This window comes from Leisingera sp. SA215 (assembly GCF_055902035.1).
The window spans coordinates 35,474-52,664 of record NZ_JBVVXU010000001.1 but is presented as its reverse complement, the minus strand read 5'-3'; the positions used below and the strand labels follow the sequence as shown (position 1 = coordinate 52,664).

Sequence of the window (17,191 nt, the reverse complement as noted above, 5' to 3'; positions counted from 1 at the left end):
AATCTCTGATTTTCGCTCAAAGCGGCGGGGGCGCTCTGCTTATTGAGGGCACTGCCGCTGCTTCAGCGCACCACCGGTTGATCTTCGAACCAATCCGCCATCAGGCCCGCCCAGCCCTTGGGCAGCGTATGGCCGCCGTCAAACAGCAGCAGGTCAATCCTTGCCCCCCGCCCGCAGTCCCAGCGGCGGCGCAGCAGGCCGTCCTTGCGCCAGGCCTTGGACGGCGCGTGCGACGTGCAGCCGTTCGCTTCCCGCCAGACCTCCAGCCCGGCAAAGACATCGCCTTGCTCCCAGCGTCCGCCGCCCAGAATCCGGCCCTCCAGCGGCACCACGTCGTCGCGCCAGCCATGCACCTGCAACATCCGCACCGGCCCTTCGCAGGCTTCCGGCTGCGGCCGCCAGAACGCGCCGGAGACCGGCGCATAAGCCGCAAAGGCATCCGGCTCGCGGCAGGCCAGGTAATGCACCATGAAGGCACCGGCGGAAAACCCGGCGAGAACCGTCTGCGCAGTGGATGTGCCGAACCGGTCCGCGGCATCCGCCAGCACCGCGGCGAAAAATGCGCCCTCGTCGCGGCCTTCGGTGAACGGGCCAAAACCCCAGGACTGCGGCCCGGTGCCGCCGCGGCTGCGGCCCTCGGGGGCAATCACCGCATAACCGCGCCCTGTCAGCCCCTCGATCAGCGCCGTGTTGCGCAGAACCTGCGCGCCGCTGCCGCCATAGCCATGCAGGAACATCACCACCGGCGCCGGGTCCTTCACTGCCGTTGGCAGCGCAATATGATAGGCACCGTTTGCCGCCTCGCAGACGCCTGCCGCAGCCCCGCAGCCCGCAACAGCAGCACCGCTCCATACTGCACACAGCACCGCAGCGGCGGCGCCTGTTTTCCATAACTTCATCATCCCTCCCACCGGGCCACTGGCAGATTGCCGGCAATCCAGCCGGGTCCTGCACCGGACCCCAGCATGCCCTCGGGCACGTCCATCACATTGCTGTAGCCTGCCTGTGCCAGCGCCAGTGTCAGCCGCGCCGAACGCACCCCGCGGGCGCAGATCAGCGCCACCGGAGCTGCCCGGCCAGGTCCCGCCGCGGCCTGCAGGGCGGCGATGAAATCCTTGCGCCGCATATCGATCTGATGGCTGCCTACCGGGACGCCTGAAGCGCGCCATTCCTGCGGTGTGCGGATATCCACCAGAGTTATCTCGCCGGCCTGCGCCTGGGCAAAGGCTTCGGCCGCCGTCAGCCGCGGGCGGTCATGGTCCGGAGGCTGGCGCCGCTGCCACCAGATCCCCGCACCGGCCGCCGCTGCGATAGCGCCCAGCAGCGCCTTACGGCGGGACACGCCGCGCCTGCCTGTGTCATTCTGCACCGCCATGCAGCCGCGCCTCCCATTCTCCAGGCGGCCCGGAACCGGGCCCTTGCCCGGCAATCTAGCAGGCCAAGCCGCTGCAATCACCAGAAACGCGCCGATACCGCCGGTCAAGTTCTTGTTATTGGACAGACACTGCCCATTTATGGCGCCAACGAGCGTAAGAAATCCCCCCCTGGCCTGCGTCATAATTGCCGCAACCGGGTCGGCGGGGGTGGTTCTGGGCAAGAAAATTGCTTAGCACTGATCCAAAAACGACGCGCCAACCCGACAGGAGACCTGCACGTGTCCCTTTTCCTGATTGCGGCCCTGCCTTTTCTCGGAGCCGTCTTCCCAGCGCTATTGATCCGCGCGGGACGCAATGCGGCAGCCTCCGCCGCCGGCCTGACCTCCCTGCTCGCCTTTATCGGGCTGATGCTGCATATCCCGGCGGTGTTCCGGGGCGACACCGTTCATGCCTCCGTCGACTGGCTTCCCGCACTGGGCCTGAATGCCAATTTCTTTCTCGACGGGCTCGGCTTCCTGTTTGCAGCCATGATCCTGGGCATCGGCCTGCTGATCATTCTTTACGCCCGGTTCTACCTGTCGCGCGAAGATCCGATGGGCCAGTTCTACAGCTATCTCCTGCTGTTCCAGGGCGCGATGGTCGGCATCGTTCTGTCCGACAACATCTTGCTTTTGCTGGTGTTCTGGGAACTCACTTCCCTCAGTTCCTTCCTGCTGATCGGCTATTGGAAACATCTGCCCGAAGGCCGCCAGGGCGCCCGCATGGCGCTGACGGTGACCGCCTCCGGCGGGCTGGCGATGATCGCGGGGATGCTGATCCTGGGCCATATCGCCGGGTCTTACGACCTCAGCGTGATTCTGCAGAACAAGGCCGCCATTCAGGCCTCGCCGCTGTATCTGCCCGCGCTGATCCTGATCCTGCTGGGGGCCTTTACCAAATCGGCGCAATTCCCGTTCCACTTCTGGCTGCCTCATGCGATGGCGGCCCCGACCCCGGTGTCGGCCTACCTGCACTCTGCCACCATGGTTAAGGCCGGCCTGTTCCTGATGGCCCGCCTGTGGCCGGTGCTGGCCGGCACGCCGGAGTGGTTCTATATCGTCGCCACCACTGGCCTCGTGACCATGCTGCTGGGCGCGGTGATTGCGCTGTTCAAGGATGACCTCAAGGCGCTGCTGGCGTTCTCCACCGTCAGCCATCTGGGCCTGATCACCATGCTCCTGGGCTTTGGCACCAAGATTGCTGCGGTGGCTGCCGTGTTCCACATCATCAACCACGCCACTTTCAAGGCGGCGCTGTTCATGACCGCGGGCATTGTCGACCACGAGGCCGGCACCCGCGATATCAAACGCCTCGGCGGCTTGCGCCACCTGATGCCGGTGACCTTCGCCATCGGTACACTCGCAGCCCTGTCGATGGCAGGCATCCCGCCCCTCAACGGTTTCCTGTCCAAGGAAATGATGCTCGAGGAAGCCGCCCACACAGTCTGGAACGGCTCGCATCTGGTAATCCCTGCGCTGGTCACGGCGGCGGCGCTGTTCTCGGCCGCCTATTCCTTCCGTTTCATCGCGCATGTGTTCCTTGGCCCCAAGCGCGACGATTACCCCGGCCACCCGCATGACCCCAATACCGGCATGTGGATGGGCCCCGCCTTCCTGGTGGGTCTGGTGGTGCTGATCGGCTTTGCCTCGGCCAAGGTTGCAGGCCCGCTGGTGGCCACAGCCGCCAGCGCGGTGATCGGCGGCGAGAAGCTGCCCTATTACTCGCTCAAGCTGTGGCACGGGCTGACGCCGGCGCTGTACATGTCTGTGTTTGCCACCATCGGCGGCCTGACTCTGCTGGCCCTGCATGGACCGCTGCAGCGGATCTGGAACGCCCTGCCCCGCCCCGAAGCCAAGGTCATTTTCGAGGCCCTGACCGATGCCTTCACCCGCCTCAGCCAGAGCATGACCGAAGGGTTGCACAACGGTCAACTCACCCGCTATGCGGCGGTGATGGTGACCTTCACTGTGGCCATCGCCTATTACGCCTATCAGGGCGGCACGCTGACGGCGCCGAGCCGCACAGTGCAGCAGCCCGGCCTCCTGCCGATCCTCGGCTGGTTTTCCCTGGTGGTGGCGACGCTGTTCATCGTCGCCAAGCACCGCAACCGCCTGCTGTCGCTGGTGCTGATCGGCGTTGTGGGGCTGGTCGTCTCGCTGTCGTTCAACTACCTGTCGGCCCCCGATCTGGCGCTGACCCAGATCTCGGTCGAAGTGGTGACCATCATCCTGCTGCTGCTGGCGCTGAACTTCATGCCCAAGGAAACCCCGGTCGAAACCCCGGTGCTGACCCGGATCCGCGACGGCGCCATTTCGGTGGTGGCGGGCCTGGGGGCCGGAGGGCTGATTTATGCGCTGCTGATGCGCGATTTTGCCTTCCCGACCATTTCCGATTTCCACCTCGCGAATTCCTACAAGGGCGGCGGCGGCACCAATGTGGTGAACGTGATCCTGGTCGATTTCCGCGGCTATGACACCTTTGGCGAGATCATCGTGCTGGGCATCGCCGCCATGGTAATCTATGCGCTGACCGAGGCGGTGCTGAACAGCCGTGTGCGGGCCCATCTTCTGAACCGCACGCCGGACCTGCCGCAGGCGGGCGACGCGCATCCGCTGATGATGGTGGTGGCCACACGGGTGATGATGCCGCTGGCGCTGATGGTTGCGGCCTATATCTTCTTCCGCGGCCACAACCTGCCGGGCGGCGGCTTTATCGCCGGCCTGGTCGCCGCAATCGCCATCATCATGCAATATATGGCCTCCGGCTTTGCCTGGGCGACCGAGCGCCAGCGTTTCCCCTATCATGCCATCATCGGCTCCGGCGTGCTGATCGCCGCCGCCACCGGTATGGGTGCCTGGTTCAACGGCATGCCGTTTCTGACCAGCGCCTTCGGCTACATCCACTGGGCGCCGCTGGAGGAATTCGAATGGGCTACCGCCGCGCTCTTTGACCTCGGCGTTTTCCTGGCGGTGGTCGGCGCCGTGCTTCTGGCACTTGAAAGCCTGTCGCGCTTTGCCTGGCAGCCGGGCATCAGCTCAGAACATGCGATGGACATCAACCCGGCGCGCGATGACGCGGACAAGACCGGGACGGAGGGATAGATATGGAACTTCTCGTCGCTTCTGCCGTGGGCATCCTGACAGCGGCCGGGATCTACCTGATCCTGCGCCGCCGCAGTTTCCCGGTGATCCTGGGTCTGTCGCTGATCACCTACGCAGTCAACGTCTTCCTGTTCGCCACCGGACGGCTGGCAACCGGCGCGCCGCCGATCCTCAACAAGTATCAAGAGGTCGCCTATACCGACCCGCTGCCGCAGGCGCTGGTGCTGACCGCAATTGTGATCTCCTTCGGCATGACCGCCGTGGTGGTGATGATTGCGCTGGGGGCGTATCTGTCGTCCCGCGATGACCGCACTGCGATGCCGGTTGAACCCGAAGGCGCAGGAGACGACGCATGATCGACCACCTTCTGATCGCGCCGGTGGTGCTGCCCGCCCTGGTGGCACCCTTCATCATCATGGCAGTGCGCCACCATCTCGACCTGCAGCGGATCTTCTCGCTGGCCAGCGTGGTGCTGCTGGCCGCCATCTCGCTGACACTGGCCGCACAGACGCTGGACGGCACCGTCAAGGTCTATGAGCTGGGCGACTGGCCGGCACCTTTCGGCATCGTGCTGGTGCTGGACCGGCTGTCGGCGATGATGATCGTGCTGACCTCGCTGTTGGCCCTGCCCGTCCTGCTTTACGCCATCGGCTCCGGCTGGGACACTCGCGGCGCCAACTTCCACGCGCTGTTCCAGTTCCAGCTGATGGGCATCATGGGCGCCTTCCTGACCGGCGATGCGTTCAACCTGTTTGTCTTCTTCGAGGTGCTGCTGATCGCATCTTACGGCCTGATGATCCACTCCGGCGGCACCCGCCGGTTTCAGGCCGGGGTGCAGTATGTGGTGTTCAATCTCCTGGGGTCTACCCTGTTCCTGTTTGCCCTCGGCACGCTTTATTCGGTGACCGGCACCCTGAACATGGCTGATCTCGCCGTGAAAGTGGCCCAGATCCCGGCCGAGGATACCGCCCTGTTGCGCGTCGGCGCGGTGATGCTGCTGCTGGTCTTTGCCATCAAGGCGTCGCTGCTGCCGCTGCACTTCTGGCTGCCATCGGCCTATGCCAATGCGCCGATGCCGGTTGCCGCGCTCTTTGCGATCATGACCAAGGTCGGCGCCTATTCGATCCTGCGCATCTACACGCTGGTCTTCGGCCCGGAGGTTGAAGCCACCGCCGGCCTGACCGAGGCCTGGCTGATGCCCGCCGCGCTGCTGACGCTTGGCGCAGGTGCCATCGGCGTTCTCGGCTCCAACAAGCTGGGCCGGCTGGCGGCCTTCGGCGCCATCGCCTCGATGGGCACGCTGCTGATTGCGATTTCGCTGTTCACCCCTTCGGCCGCGGCAGCTGCCCTGTATTACCTGGTCCATTCGACCCTGGCTGCGGCGCTCTTGTTCCTGGTTGCCGATCTGGTGATGGAACGGCAGGGTCCCTGGATCCAGGCGCAGCTGCCGATGCCGCAGACCGGGCTGATCTCGGCGCTGTTCTTTGCTGCAGCTATCGCCCTTGCGGGCATGCCGCCGCTGTCCGGTTTCCTGGGCAAGCTGCTGGTGCTGGACGCCACCCGCGGCGTTGATCTTGCCGCCTGGATCTGGGCCGTGATCCTGGCCGGTTCCCTGATCACCATCATCGGCATGGCCCGCGCAGGCTCGCTGCTGTTCTGGAAAGGCCACGGGCTGCCGCCGCAGGACACCGATACCAGCGAGGAACCGCCACTGGAAGACCTGGCCGCAAGACCGGCGCAGCTGCCCTTTGCCGCCTGCTTCGGCCTGCTTGGCGGCTTGGTGGCGCTCACCGTCTTTGCCGGTCCCGCCACCCGCTATGCCGAAGCCACGGCGGCGCAGCTTTACGCGCCGACCGCCTACATCGAAACTGTGCTGGGGAGGCACGCAGAATGAAACTGGTCTGGCGGCTGTTCCCGCACCCCCTGCTCACGCTTCTGCTGACGCTGACCTGGCTCCTGCTGGTCAACAGCTGGTCGCTCAACTCGCTGATCTTCGGCCTCATGCTGGGCGTGCTGATCCCGTTCGTGACCCAGCCCTTCTGGCCCAACCGGCCCCAGCTGCGCCGCCCGCTGAAAATCGCCGAATACATCCTGGTGGTGCTGCTGGACATCGTCCAGGCCAATATCATCGTCGCCCGCATCGTGCTGTTCAAACCCAATGCCGACCGCCGGCCCAACTGGATCACCATCCCGCTTGACCTGAAAACACCCGAAGCGATCACCGCCCTGGCCGGCACCATCACCATGACGCCAGGCACCCTGTCGGCAGATATTTCGGACGAAGGCCACAGCCTGCTGGTCCATTGTCTCGACGCGCCCAACCCGGACGCGGTGCGGGATGAAATCAAACAGCGCTACGAGCGCCGGCTGATGGAGATTTTCGAATGATCGAAAGCGCTTCGACCTTTGCCTTTGCCTGTTTTGCCCTCGCGATGCTGATGAACCTCTGGAAGATCGTCACCGCGCCGGATGTGGCCGACCGCATCCTGGCGCTGGATACCATGTTCATCAACGCCATCGCGCTGATGGTGCTCTACGGCCTGACGCTGGGAACCGAGATCTTTTTCGAAGCAGCAATGATCATTGCCATGCTCGGCTTTGTCTCCACCGTGGCCTACGCGCGCTTTATCCTGCGCGGCAATATCATCGAATAGGGGAGACATATGGAAAGCCTGTTAGAACTCCTTGTTGCCGCCTTCCTGGTGATCGCCGGGATCTTTGGCATTGTCGGCTCCTTCGGGCTGCTGAAACTCAACGATCCCATGTCGCGCCTGCACGCCCCGACCAAGGCCACCACCCTGGGCGTCGGCGGCGTGCTGCTGGCCTCGATGCTGCATGCTGCAGCGTTTGAGAAATCCTTCTCGATGCACGAACTGATGATCACGCTGTTCCTGTTCCTGACCGCACCGGTGACCGCAAATTTCATTGCCAAGGTGCATATTCACCGGCAGGAGAGCCGCGAGACCATGCCCACGGCGGGCGAGGATGACCATTGGGCCACCCATGACACGCGGGAGGATGAGGAACGCAAGACCGCAAGCCGCACCGACACCCCCCAATAAGGTCCGCTTTGGTGCGCCTTCCGGACCGCTGCAAAGGCAGGACATGACATGGATTTTTCGCGTTTTCCCCTGACCCGTGATCTGGTGCTGATCGGCGGCGGCCACTCCCATGCGCTGGTGCTGCGCAAATGGGGCATGCGGCCCCTGCCCGGCGCCCGGCTGACTGTCATCAACCCCGGTCCCGCGGCGCCCTACTCCGGCATGCTGCCCGGTTACGTCGCCGGTCATTATCCGCGCGAGGATCTGGACATCGATCTGGTGCGCCTCGCCCGCTTTGCCGGTGCCCGCGTGGTGCTGGGCGCGGCAAACCATATCGACACCGCGGCCCAGCTGGTGCATGTGCCGGGCCGCCCGCCGATTGCCTATGATGCCGCCTCGGTCGATATCGGCATCACCTCCGCCATGCCGGACCTGCCGGGTTTTGCCGGACATGGCATCCCCGCCAAACCGCTGGGTGGCTTCGCCGCCCGATGGGCCGCCTTCCGCGAGGGCAGCAGCCCCGCCCATGTTGCGGTGATCGGTGGCGGCGTCGCCGGGGCGGAGCTGATCCTGGCGATGGCCTTTGCCCTGAAAAGCCGCGGCCGCCTGGCCCAGGCCACGCTGATCGACAGCGACGCGGCCTTGCGCACAATTGGTGAACAGGCCCGCCGCAGGCTGCGCCGCGCGCTGGTCGAACACGGCGTGCGTCTGGAAGAAAACGTCCGGATTGAGCGGATCGAAGCGGACCATATCGTCCTTCAGGACGGACGCGAGCTGCAGTCAGAGTTCACCACCGGCGCCGCCGGCGCCCGCCCTTACGGCTGGCTCAGCGCCAGCGGCCTCGCCTTGCGGAATGGCTTCATCCGGGTGAGTGAAACCCTGCAAAGCTCCGCCGCCAATGTCTTTGCGGCCGGCGATTGCGCCCATATGGACTTTGCCCCGCGCCCCAAAGCGGGCGTTTACGCGGTACGCCAGGCGCCGGTGCTGTACCACAACCTGCGCAGCATCCTGACCGGCGACCCCTTGCGCAGATACCACCCGCAAAAGGACTACCTGAAGCTCATTTCGATGGGCCGCAAAGACGCCCTGGGCGAACGCTTCGGCGCCACTTTGTCAGGCCCTTTGATGTGGACCTGGAAAGACCGCATCGACCAGGCCTTCATGGAAAAGTTCCGCGACCTGCCCGCCATGGACCCGCCGGACCTGCCCGCCGAACACACGCTGGGCATGGACGCGGCACTTGGCGACAAGCCGATGTGCGGCGGCTGCGGCGCCAAGGTCGGGCGGGATGCATTGCTGGGCACCCTTTCCGGGCTGCAAGTTGCGGACCGCCCGGACATCACCCCGCTGCCCGGCGATGATGCCGCCCTGCTGACCACCGGCGGCGTCCAGCAGGTGATCAGCACCGACCATCTGCGCAGCTTCTGCAACGACCCGGTGATGATGGCCCGCATCGCCGCCGTGCATGCGCTTGGCGATATCTGGGCAATGGGTGCGGATCCGCAGGCCGCCACCGCCAATCTGATCCTGCCGCGGATGTCGCCCGCGCTGCAGTCCCGCACCCTGCAGGAGATCATGGCCGCCGCAACCGAGGTCATGCAGGACGCCGGCGCCGCCATCATCGGCGGCCATACCTCCCTGGGGGATGAGCTGACGGCGGGCTTCACCGTCACCGGCCTGTGCCGCCGCCCCGCGATCACCCTGACCGGAGCTGAACCCGGCGATGCGCTGATCCTGACCAAACCCATTGGCTCTGGCGTGCTGATGGCGGCGGAGATGGCGGGCGAGGCAAAGGGCGCGTGGATCGCCGCCGCGCTGGACCGGATGAGCCAGCCGCAAGGCGCCGCCGCCCGCATTCTGCAAGACGCCCATGCGATGACGGATGTCACCGGCTTCGGCCTCATCGGCCACCTGCTCGGCCTCTGCGAAGCATCCCGGACCGGGGCCGAAATCTTCACCGGAAAAATCCCGCTGATGCAGGGCGCGGCAGAGCTGGCCGACCGCGGCATCCGGTCCTCGCTGTTCCCGTCAAATCAGGCTGCCCTGCCCGCGCTGAAGACCACCGGCTGGCAGGATCTGCTGTTCGATCCGCAAACCGCAGGCGGGCTGCTGGCAGCGGTGGCGGCGGATCAGGCGCAACTCCTGCTGGAGCAGCTCTGCCTGGCCGGATACCCGGCTGCGCTGATTGGCAGGGTGACTTCAAACCACGGCGCCATCATCCTGAGCGTTTGAGGTTTTTTTCTGCGGCAAGGGGCCAGCCCCTCTTGGCCTTGCGGCCAATTCAGCCCGGAATACCGGCAACCAGAAAGAAGCCTGGAACGCCCGCTTGCTCCCAGGTTTCTGTCTGGTCAGAAATACTCCTGCCGGAGGCCCGCTGCGCGTCAGCGCAGCGCCACGCCCAACGGGAGCGGGGGCATCTTTGCTGCGCCTGCGACGGGCGGGAGCATCGCCGGTCACAGACTGGAGATGATCCTGGCAACCTGGGCGGCTGCAGCGTCCAGCCCGGCGTCATCCAGCGCGCCGGCTTCGACAGTGGCAGCAACCTTTGCGCCGATGGCAGCGCGGGATTTGCGGTAAGCGGGGTCGTAATGCTCGGCCATCAGCGCCTTGGTCAGCCCTGCCTTGTCGCCCTCGGCGATGCGGGAAAACCAACCCTCCACCACTGCGCCCGAGCGATAGGCGCGCAGGGGCGCCAGCTTTTCGCGCAGACCGTCCGCGTCTGACAGAATATCGTCATAAGCCGCCACCAGATAGCGGCAGCGGGCCGCAGCCGGCACCTGCAGTTCGATCCGCGGCGCCTGCTTCATCCCTGCCCAGACGGAGGGCGGAATAATCCGCTGGCCCACCTTGCTCGATTCGGCCTCCACCAGCACCGGGCGGCCTGGGTCCAGCTGCATCACTGCGCCGGCAAGGGCGGATTCGAACCCCTTCTGCGACGGCTGCGGCGTCGGCATGTCCCCCAGCAGCGAGCCGCGATGATTGGCCAGCCCCTCCAGATCCAGCACCTGCACACCCAGCTGCCCGGCGCGTTTCAGCACCTCGGTCTTGGCAGATCCGGTATAGCCGTCCAGCGCCACCAGCCGGTGCGGCAGCGCGGTCTGATACAACGCCGCGTTCACCAGACGGCGGTAGCTTTGATAACCGCCTTCCACCACCTCGGCGCGCCAGCCGATCTGCTGCAGCATCCAGGTGAAGGACCCCGACCGCTGGCCGCCGCGCCAGCAGTAAACCAGCGGCCTCCAGCCGCCCTCATGATGGCTCAGGCGCTGCTCGATGTGGTTTGCGGCATTGCGGAACACCAGCGCCGCGCCCAGCTTGCGCGCCTTGAAGGGGCTGTCCTGCACATAGATGGTGCCGACCTCTGCCCGCTCCGCGTTATCCAGCACCGGCAGGCTGATGGCGCCGGGCACGTGGTCCTCGGCAAATTCAGCCGGGCTGCGGACATCGATCACGGTGTCAAAGCCATGGGCATAGAAGTCTTGCAGGGAGGTGAATTTCAATGCCATATCCCTGCTCTACCGCGCCCCTTGGGCAAGGAAAAGCCGCAATTGCCGCAGCTGCGGCAATAAAACTTGCGCGCACTGCGCACAGGGCAGTAAGGCAGTCAAGGCAGCCAGCCCCGCAGACAGGCGGCCGGCACCAGCAGAACGGAACCAGCAGAACGGCAAGGACCAGCAGAAGGCCATGGACAGCGACCCTTTGGACATCCACACCCTGCCCGGCCACCTGATCCGGCGGCTGCACCAGATCTCCGTGGCCCAGTTCATGGACCGGATGGCGGAGCAAGGCACTGACCTCACCCCGGTGCAGTTTTCCGCCATGACCGCGATCTACCGCCACCCCGGCATCGACCAGGCCTCGGTTGCGGGGCTGATAGCCTATGACCGGGCCACCCTGGGAAAGGTTGTGGACCGGCTGGTTGAAAAGGGGCTGGTGGCACGCAGGATCAGCAAGGCGGACCGGCGCGCACGCGAGGTCAGCCTGACCGGCGAAGGCGACGCGTTGCTTAAACGGCTTTTGCCGGTTGTGCGGGCCGCCCAGCCGGGCATCCTGACGGGGCTTACGGAATCAGAGCGGGAAACCTTTGTAGCCCTGCTGCAAAAGGCCGCCATCGCCGCCAACGGCCTCAGCCGCGCGCCGCAGCGCGACCTGCCGCCGCGCGAGGCCGCCGAGTAGCCTCAGATCAGCCGGCCGCGCGGGATGCCGCCGTCCTCCGACGGTTCGATCAGCTCCGGCCCTTCGGCCCGGCTGGAATTCACCGCCGGATCCACCCGGTGGAACTCCAGGATGCCCGCCGCCCCCGGCTGCATCAGCCGCGCAGCACCCGGCCCCTGCTCACCCAGCCATACGCCCCAGTCCTGCGGCTCCAGAATCAACGGCATCCGGTGGTGAATGGACGACAGCGCCTCATTTGCCGCGGTGGTGACAATGGCGCAGGTCTTGACCGGGTCTTCCGCTCCCCAGCTCTGCCAGATTGCGGCAAAGGCCAAGGGGGCTGCGTCGCTGCGGTGGATGTACCAGGGCAGCCGGGCGCCGCCGGCGGCTTTGGTCCATTCATAGAACCCCGTGGCCGGGATCAGGCAGCGCCGTTCGCGGCAGGCTGCGGCAAATGCGGGCTTCTCCGCAATCGTCTCTGCCCGCGCGTTGATCAGCAGCGGCCCGGCGGTTTCAGACTTGTACCAATGCGGCAGGAAGCCCCAGCGCATGGCAACCAGCTGCCGCCCTGCTTCGCCTGCCTGCACCGCATGCACCGGGCTGGCCGGGCAGACATTGAAGTCGGGCACTCTGGGCAGATTGTTTGCAGGCTGCGCCGCAAACAGCTGCGCCATTGCATCCGTAGGCAGTGTTATGGCAAATCGTCCGCACATGCTGATTTTCTAAACCAGGACTGCCCCTGCGCAAAGAGCCTGCGCACATCCGGAAAACAGCTGCCCTGACATTAAGAGACGGATAGGCCACATGACCCTTCAGAACGACCTCCAGGCAGCGTTCGGCTTTCTCAATCAGGGCAGGTTCAAACAGGCGCTGAAACAGTCCAAGGCCGGGATGAAGCGGCACAAGAGCCATCCGGATTTTCCCAACATTGCCGGAATCTCCCTGTCCGGTCTCGGCAAACACCGCGATGCGGTGCCGCATTTCAAAAAGGCGCTGGTCCTGGCGCCCGGCTTTCATGATGCCCGCAAGAACCTGGCGCAGACGCTTCTGTTCCTGCAGCAGGGCGAGACCGCGATGAAACTGCTGGACCGGGTGCTGGCGGATCTGCCCGCAGATCAAGGCGCGCTGTATCTGAAGGCACAGGCGCAGCTGGTGCAGAACGATCCCGAGGCAGCCATTGCGACTGCAAACGGCGCCCTTGCCCGCGATGGCAAGCAACCGCGGATGCTGCGGCTGCGGGCGATGGCATGGAAGAACCTGGGCGATGAAAAAGCGGCGCTGGAAGACTATCAGGCCACCCTGCGCCTGAATCCTGATGACGTGGACGCGCTGACCAATATCAGCCTGCCGCTGGCCCGACTCATGCGTCAGGATGAAGCCACCGAAGCCGCGCAAAAGGCGGTTGCCCTGGCGCCGGAGAACCTGGAAGCGCGGCGGCGGCTGGCCAGCCAGCTGATCTCCAACGGCGAGACCGAAGCCGCCCGCGCCCAGTGCCTCGCGATATTGGATCTGGACCCGAAGGACAGCCAGGTGCTGGAGATGCTGGCCCGGCTCAACAGCCGTGAACAGAACGCAGAACTGCTGCCGGTGGCGCAAAAGGCGCTGAAAGCCGCCCCGCCGCGCTCGCTGGACCGGGCCAATGTCAGCTTTGCGCTGGCGCGGATATCCGACCAGTGCGGCGACAAACAGGCTTTTGCGGCCCACAACGACGAAGCCAATGCCTGTATGGCGGCGCAGAACCCCTATGATTACGAGGACAGCGAACGCCAGTTCAGCCGCATCATGGCGGCTTTTCCGCAAGCCATCCCCCAGGCTGACACCGCCCCGGACGGCCCGCGCCCGATCTATGTGGTGGGGATGCCGCGCTCCGGCACCACCCTCACCGAAACGGTGATCGGCCTGCACCCAGATGTCTTCCCCCTGGGTGAACGCGGCGTGCCCGCCTTCCTGCTGCATCCATACCTGGACAAGGATCAGGATTTCACCCCCGAGGCCGCCCGGAACTTCGCGGTTGAGGACATCAGCCGGCTGCCTGAAATGCCCGCGGGCACCGCGGCCTATGTTGACAAGATGCCGGACAATTACCGCCTGCTGGGCCACTTGCTGACCGCCTATCCCAAGGCCCGGTTTGTGCATCTGTGCCGCGATCCGCGCGATGTGGCGCTGTCGATCTGGCGCGGTTATTTCTCCGGCAGTTCGCTCACCTATGCCTATGACCTGAAAGCGATGGCGCACCGTTTCAATCTCTATGGCCGTCTGATGCAGCATTGGCGCCGGGTGATGCCGGGCCGGATCTACGATCTGCGTTATGAGAGCCTGGTGTCCGATATCGAAAGCGAAAGCCGCAAGCTGGCCGAGTTCTGCGGGCTGGACTGGGTCGCGGACATGGCCCACCCCGAACGCCACAAGGGCCAGGTTCTGACCCTGTCCAACACACAGGTCAGGCAGACCGTGCATACGCGTTCGGTTGGGAAATGGGAACAATACGCCGGTGTTCTGGCCCCGTTCACCGACGGGCTGGATCCGGAAATCTGGCCGGAAATCAAAGCATAACAGCGCCTATTTACTGTAGGACTTGCGCGCCAGTTCAATGCGCGCATCCATCATCGACATGTCCTTCAGGATCTCCATCCGGCGGCTGCGGTCGCCGGTCTCGCGCAGCTCGGCCCGCAGGCGCTGCAACTCGCGCGACAGGCTGACGAACTCCGGCACCCCGCCGCTTTCGCGCACCAGCCGGTTGATCAATGCGTGTTCCGGGTCATCGCAGTCCGGCAGCGGCTTGCCGGCGCCCGCCAGATTGTCAAAGGCACCGTCCTTTTCGGCGGCTTCGATCCGGGCGTTGATAAGGTCGATCAGCGGGTGGTCCATAATCCGCATTTTGCCACGGCTGCGCAGCGGGTGAAACCCTTTGCCATTGCTCCGCCTAACCCCAAGGCCAAGCAGGGGCTACCTGCCATTGGGCATTTGCCATTCTACTCCGCCGCCTGCGGGGCCGGATTGACTGTTTGCCAGGCCTCCAGCCGCTCAATCCGGGCCATCCATCGCAGGATATTGCTGTAGCCCTCAACCGGGTAGCGGCAGGGCTCGCGATAGCACAGGATCGCCGCAACCGAGATATCCGCCGCGGTCATCAGCTCTCCCGACAGCCAGTTGCGCCCGTCCAGATGACCGTTCAGCACCTTGGCGAGTTTGTGAAAGTCCTCCGCCGCGGCCTCGATGTCGATATCCGCCCGTCCGAAGAGGTGGCGCGAGATAAATTTGCTGCAGACCGGCGTCCAATGGCATCCCTCCCAGAACTGCCAGCGCATGATATCATAGCGCTGGTTTGATTGCGGCCACAGCGGCGTTTCCCGGTCGGAGCACAGACGGTTGATGATCGCGTTGGATTCCCACAGCGAAGACCCGTCATCCTCCTCCAGCACCGGCACCTTGGCATTTGGGTTAAGCTCTGCAAATGCTTCCTGAAATTGTTCACCTGCCTGCAGGTCCACGATCCGGACCGGCAGGTCCAAACCCAAAAGGCTGTTCACAACCAGCACTTTGCGGGAGTTTGGTGACGGGGGGAATACATGAAGTTTCATCAGGCCGCCTCTTTCGTTTCACTAATTAACACATGGGTTAAATATAGGGTGCGGCCGCCTGCGTCAAGGCACGACGCCCCGGTTGCCCGTCCCGCGGACGGCCGCACAGGTTAACATTCAATAAATAAAATATGTAAGCAATCCTGCCCCAATGTTTCGCGCGCGAAACATTGGGGCCGAACCGGTCCTTTTTTCGGCCCGCCTATTTCACCTGATTGATCCGCCCGTCCGTGTAGGGGGTATAGGGGCCTTGCGCCGCCAGATATCCTGCCAGCACATCGGCCAGATCCGGACCAAAGTCATAGGCGTTTTTATCGCCGCCCTCGAACATCGCATAGCCATCACCGCCGTTGCGGACATAGTCATTGGTGACCACAAGATAGGTCTTGGCCGGATCTATCGGCACAAAGCCCCCGCCCTCTGCCACCATCACCTGCCTGATGCGGCCCGCGTCCGGCACCGCTGAAGCGTCCCAGCTGAACGTGAGGCCTGCAACCTGAGGAAAGCGGCCCTTGACGTCCTCCACTTGGCTGACCCCGTTCTCCAGCGCCTGCACCAGGGTTTTGCCCGGGATCTCAAAGGTCGACAGCGTATTCTGGAATGGCAGAATGGTCAGCACTTCGCCCATGGTGACGGGGCCGGCATCCAGGCTGGCGCGGATCCCGCCGGAATTGGCGATGGCAATGGTTACGCCCTGATCCTGGACGCGGTCCAGCATCGCGTCGGCCACCAGATTGCCCATCTGGCATTCCTGCACCCGGCAGACGTCCCGGCTGCCCTCAACCGGCGCGGAGGTTTCCGCCACCACCTTGTTGCGGATCTCATCCAGCGGCTTGGCCAGTTCAGCAATGCGGTTCAAAGTGGCCGTGTCCTCGGCGACAGCTGCATCCATGATCAGCGGCTCGCCCTCCGCACTGATCACCTTGCCCGCGTCGTCAAAGGTCACATTCAGCTCGCCCAGGAACTTGCCATAGGCATAGGCCTGCACGATCTGCACCCCGTTCACCACGGTTGGATACGGACCCGCCGCCTTATCCGAGGTATTGGACAGATAGGTGTTGCTGTGGCCGCCGACGATCACGTCAACGCCGGTGGTTTCCGCCGCCACCCGCTGGTCGACGCCATAGCCCGAATGGCTCAGTACTACGATCTTGGTCACGCCTTCCGCAGTCAGCCGGTCCGCCTCGGCCTGCACCGCTGCTACCGGATCGGAAAATGTGATGTTCCTGCCGGGGCTGGCCAGTTCATGGGTGTCCTCCGGTGTCAGGCCGATCAGGCCGATCTTTTCGCCGCCGCGCTCGATCACCGTGGACTTCTTCAGCACCTCCGCCAGCGCCGGCTCGGCCGAGATATCGGCATTGGACATCAGCACCGGAAAGCCGACCGCGTCCATGAAGCCGCGCAGAACCTCGGGGCCGTCGTCGAATTCATGATTGCCGACAGTCATCCCGTCATAACCGAGCTGGTTCATGAACTCGGCCGCGGCCTTGCCCTTGTAATAGGTGTAGAACAGCGAGCCCTGAAACTGGTCTCCGCCATCCACCAGGATCGCGTTCTCTGCCCGCGCACGCGCTTCGGCAACCGCCGTCACCAGCCGCGCGGTGCCGCCGAAACATTTGCCGTCGGCCTGATCCCCGGCATCGCAGGTGCTGTCATACTTGCTGATCGGCTCGAACCGGGAATGAAAGTCGTTTGTGTGCAGAATGGTCAGCCTGTAGTCCGCCGCCGCCGCGCCGGCGGTCAAGGCCAGAGCCGCAACCGGTGTGAGAATCCGTGCAATCATAAGGGGCGCTCCCGTTTTCTGGTTCTGGGAAAGCCTGCGCCCAAAGACCGCCCTGGTCAAAGGGGAAAAGCCGGGCTTGTGCGTCTCCTCGTGTCAATATTCCCGGTGACGCCAC

Annotated in this window: 16 protein-coding genes; 9 read left to right on the top strand and 7 right to left on the bottom strand. The window is 64.5% G+C overall.

Annotation, left to right across the window (positions count from 1 at the left end; all coding sequences use genetic code 11):
* Nucleotides 1-62: 62 nt before the first annotated feature.
* Entirely contained in the window at nucleotides 63-899 is an 837-nt protein-coding gene (locus AC0KW6_RS00240; protein ID WP_474033781.1) for a CE1 family esterase, read from the bottom strand.
* Nucleotides 899-1,375 (bottom strand): rhodanese-like domain-containing protein, encoded by a 477-nt coding sequence (locus AC0KW6_RS00235; protein ID WP_474033780.1) that lies wholly within the window; start codon nucleotides 1,373-1,375, stop codon nucleotides 899-901. The genes AC0KW6_RS00240 and AC0KW6_RS00235 overlap by 1 nt, the downstream gene beginning before the upstream one ends.
* A gap of 279 nt (nucleotides 1,376-1,654) precedes the next feature.
* Between AC0KW6_RS00235 and AC0KW6_RS00230 the strand changes: the two genes are divergently transcribed.
* From AC0KW6_RS00230 to selD, 7 genes are read left to right on the top strand one after another with little or no spacing between them, the layout of a single operon-like run.
* Nucleotides 1,655-4,516, top strand: coding sequence for a monovalent cation/H+ antiporter subunit A (locus AC0KW6_RS00230; RefSeq protein ID WP_474033779.1), 2,862 nt, complete (start codon nucleotides 1,655-1,657; stop codon nucleotides 4,514-4,516).
* A 2-nt stretch (nucleotides 4,517-4,518) separates the two neighbouring features.
* The gene (locus AC0KW6_RS00225) at nucleotides 4,519-4,872 is read left to right on the top strand and encodes a Na+/H+ antiporter subunit C (protein WP_024089737.1); all 354 of its coding nucleotides are present in this window, start codon (nucleotides 4,519-4,521) and stop codon (nucleotides 4,870-4,872) included.
* Nucleotides 4,872-6,410 (top strand): monovalent cation/H+ antiporter subunit D, encoded by a 1,539-nt coding sequence (locus tag AC0KW6_RS00220; RefSeq protein ID WP_474034199.1) that lies wholly within the window; start codon nucleotides 4,872-4,874, stop codon nucleotides 6,408-6,410. The genes AC0KW6_RS00225 and AC0KW6_RS00220 overlap by 1 nt, the downstream gene beginning before the upstream one ends.
* A complete protein-coding gene (locus tag AC0KW6_RS00215; protein ID WP_323776020.1) occupies nucleotides 6,407-6,904 on the top strand; it encodes a Na+/H+ antiporter subunit E in 498 nt (165 codons plus the stop codon). Before AC0KW6_RS00220 ends, AC0KW6_RS00215 begins: the two co-directional genes overlap by 4 nt.
* On the top strand, nucleotides 6,901-7,170 hold the full coding sequence (locus AC0KW6_RS00210) for a K+/H+ antiporter subunit F (RefSeq protein WP_323776021.1): 270 nt from the start codon (nucleotides 6,901-6,903) through the stop codon (nucleotides 7,168-7,170). Before AC0KW6_RS00215 ends, AC0KW6_RS00210 begins: the two co-directional genes overlap by 4 nt.
* Nucleotides 7,171-7,179: 9 nt before the next feature.
* Nucleotides 7,180-7,578: a Na+/H+ antiporter subunit G gene (locus AC0KW6_RS00205; protein WP_323776022.1), complete on the top strand. Its 399-nt coding sequence runs from the start codon at nucleotides 7,180-7,182 to the stop codon at nucleotides 7,576-7,578.
* Nucleotides 7,579-7,626: 48 nt separating this feature from the next.
* The gene (gene selD, locus AC0KW6_RS00200) at nucleotides 7,627-9,789 is read left to right on the top strand and encodes a selenide, water dikinase SelD (protein ID WP_474033778.1); all 2,163 of its coding nucleotides are present in this window, start codon (nucleotides 7,627-7,629) and stop codon (nucleotides 9,787-9,789) included.
* Between the two features lie 221 nt (nucleotides 9,790-10,010).
* Here selD and mnmH read toward each other — a convergent pair whose 3' ends face one another.
* Nucleotides 10,011-11,063 (bottom strand): tRNA 2-selenouridine(34) synthase MnmH, encoded by a 1,053-nt coding sequence (mnmH, locus tag AC0KW6_RS00195; protein ID WP_323776024.1) that lies wholly within the window; start codon nucleotides 11,061-11,063, stop codon nucleotides 10,011-10,013.
* A 178-nt stretch (nucleotides 11,064-11,241) separates the two neighbouring features.
* On the opposite strand from mnmH, the gene AC0KW6_RS00190 reads away from it, so the two are divergent.
* Nucleotides 11,242-11,733: a MarR family winged helix-turn-helix transcriptional regulator gene (locus AC0KW6_RS00190; RefSeq protein WP_323776025.1), complete on the top strand. Its 492-nt coding sequence runs from the start codon at nucleotides 11,242-11,244 to the stop codon at nucleotides 11,731-11,733.
* 2 nt (nucleotides 11,734-11,735) lie between these two features.
* Here AC0KW6_RS00190 and AC0KW6_RS00185 read toward each other — a convergent pair whose 3' ends face one another.
* On the bottom strand, nucleotides 11,736-12,425 hold the full coding sequence (locus AC0KW6_RS00185; protein WP_323776026.1) for an SOS response-associated peptidase: 690 nt from the start codon (nucleotides 12,423-12,425) through the stop codon (nucleotides 11,736-11,738).
* A 91-nt stretch (nucleotides 12,426-12,516) separates the two neighbouring features.
* On the opposite strand from AC0KW6_RS00185, the gene AC0KW6_RS00180 reads away from it, so the two are divergent.
* The gene (locus tag AC0KW6_RS00180; protein WP_474033777.1) at nucleotides 12,517-14,265 is read left to right on the top strand and encodes a tetratricopeptide repeat-containing sulfotransferase family protein; all 1,749 of its coding nucleotides are present in this window, start codon (nucleotides 12,517-12,519) and stop codon (nucleotides 14,263-14,265) included.
* 6 nt (nucleotides 14,266-14,271) lie between these two features.
* On the opposite strand, the gene AC0KW6_RS00175 is transcribed toward AC0KW6_RS00180, so the two are convergent.
* The 3 genes from AC0KW6_RS00175 to AC0KW6_RS00165 all read right to left on the bottom strand — a co-directional run bounded on the left by AC0KW6_RS00175 (nucleotide 14,272) and on the right by AC0KW6_RS00165 (nucleotide 17,076).
* Nucleotides 14,272-14,580 (bottom strand): DnaJ family domain-containing protein, encoded by a 309-nt coding sequence (locus AC0KW6_RS00175; RefSeq protein ID WP_323776031.1) that lies wholly within the window; start codon nucleotides 14,578-14,580, stop codon nucleotides 14,272-14,274.
* Between the two features lie 104 nt (nucleotides 14,581-14,684).
* A complete protein-coding gene (locus AC0KW6_RS00170; RefSeq protein WP_474033776.1) occupies nucleotides 14,685-15,293 on the bottom strand; it encodes a glutathione S-transferase family protein in 609 nt (202 codons plus the stop codon).
* Between the two features lie 202 nt (nucleotides 15,294-15,495).
* Complete coding sequence (locus AC0KW6_RS00165; protein WP_474033775.1) at nucleotides 15,496-17,076, bottom strand: bifunctional metallophosphatase/5'-nucleotidase; 1,581 nt, start codon at nucleotides 17,074-17,076, stop codon at nucleotides 15,496-15,498.
* Nucleotides 17,077-17,191: the final 115 nt, after the last annotated feature.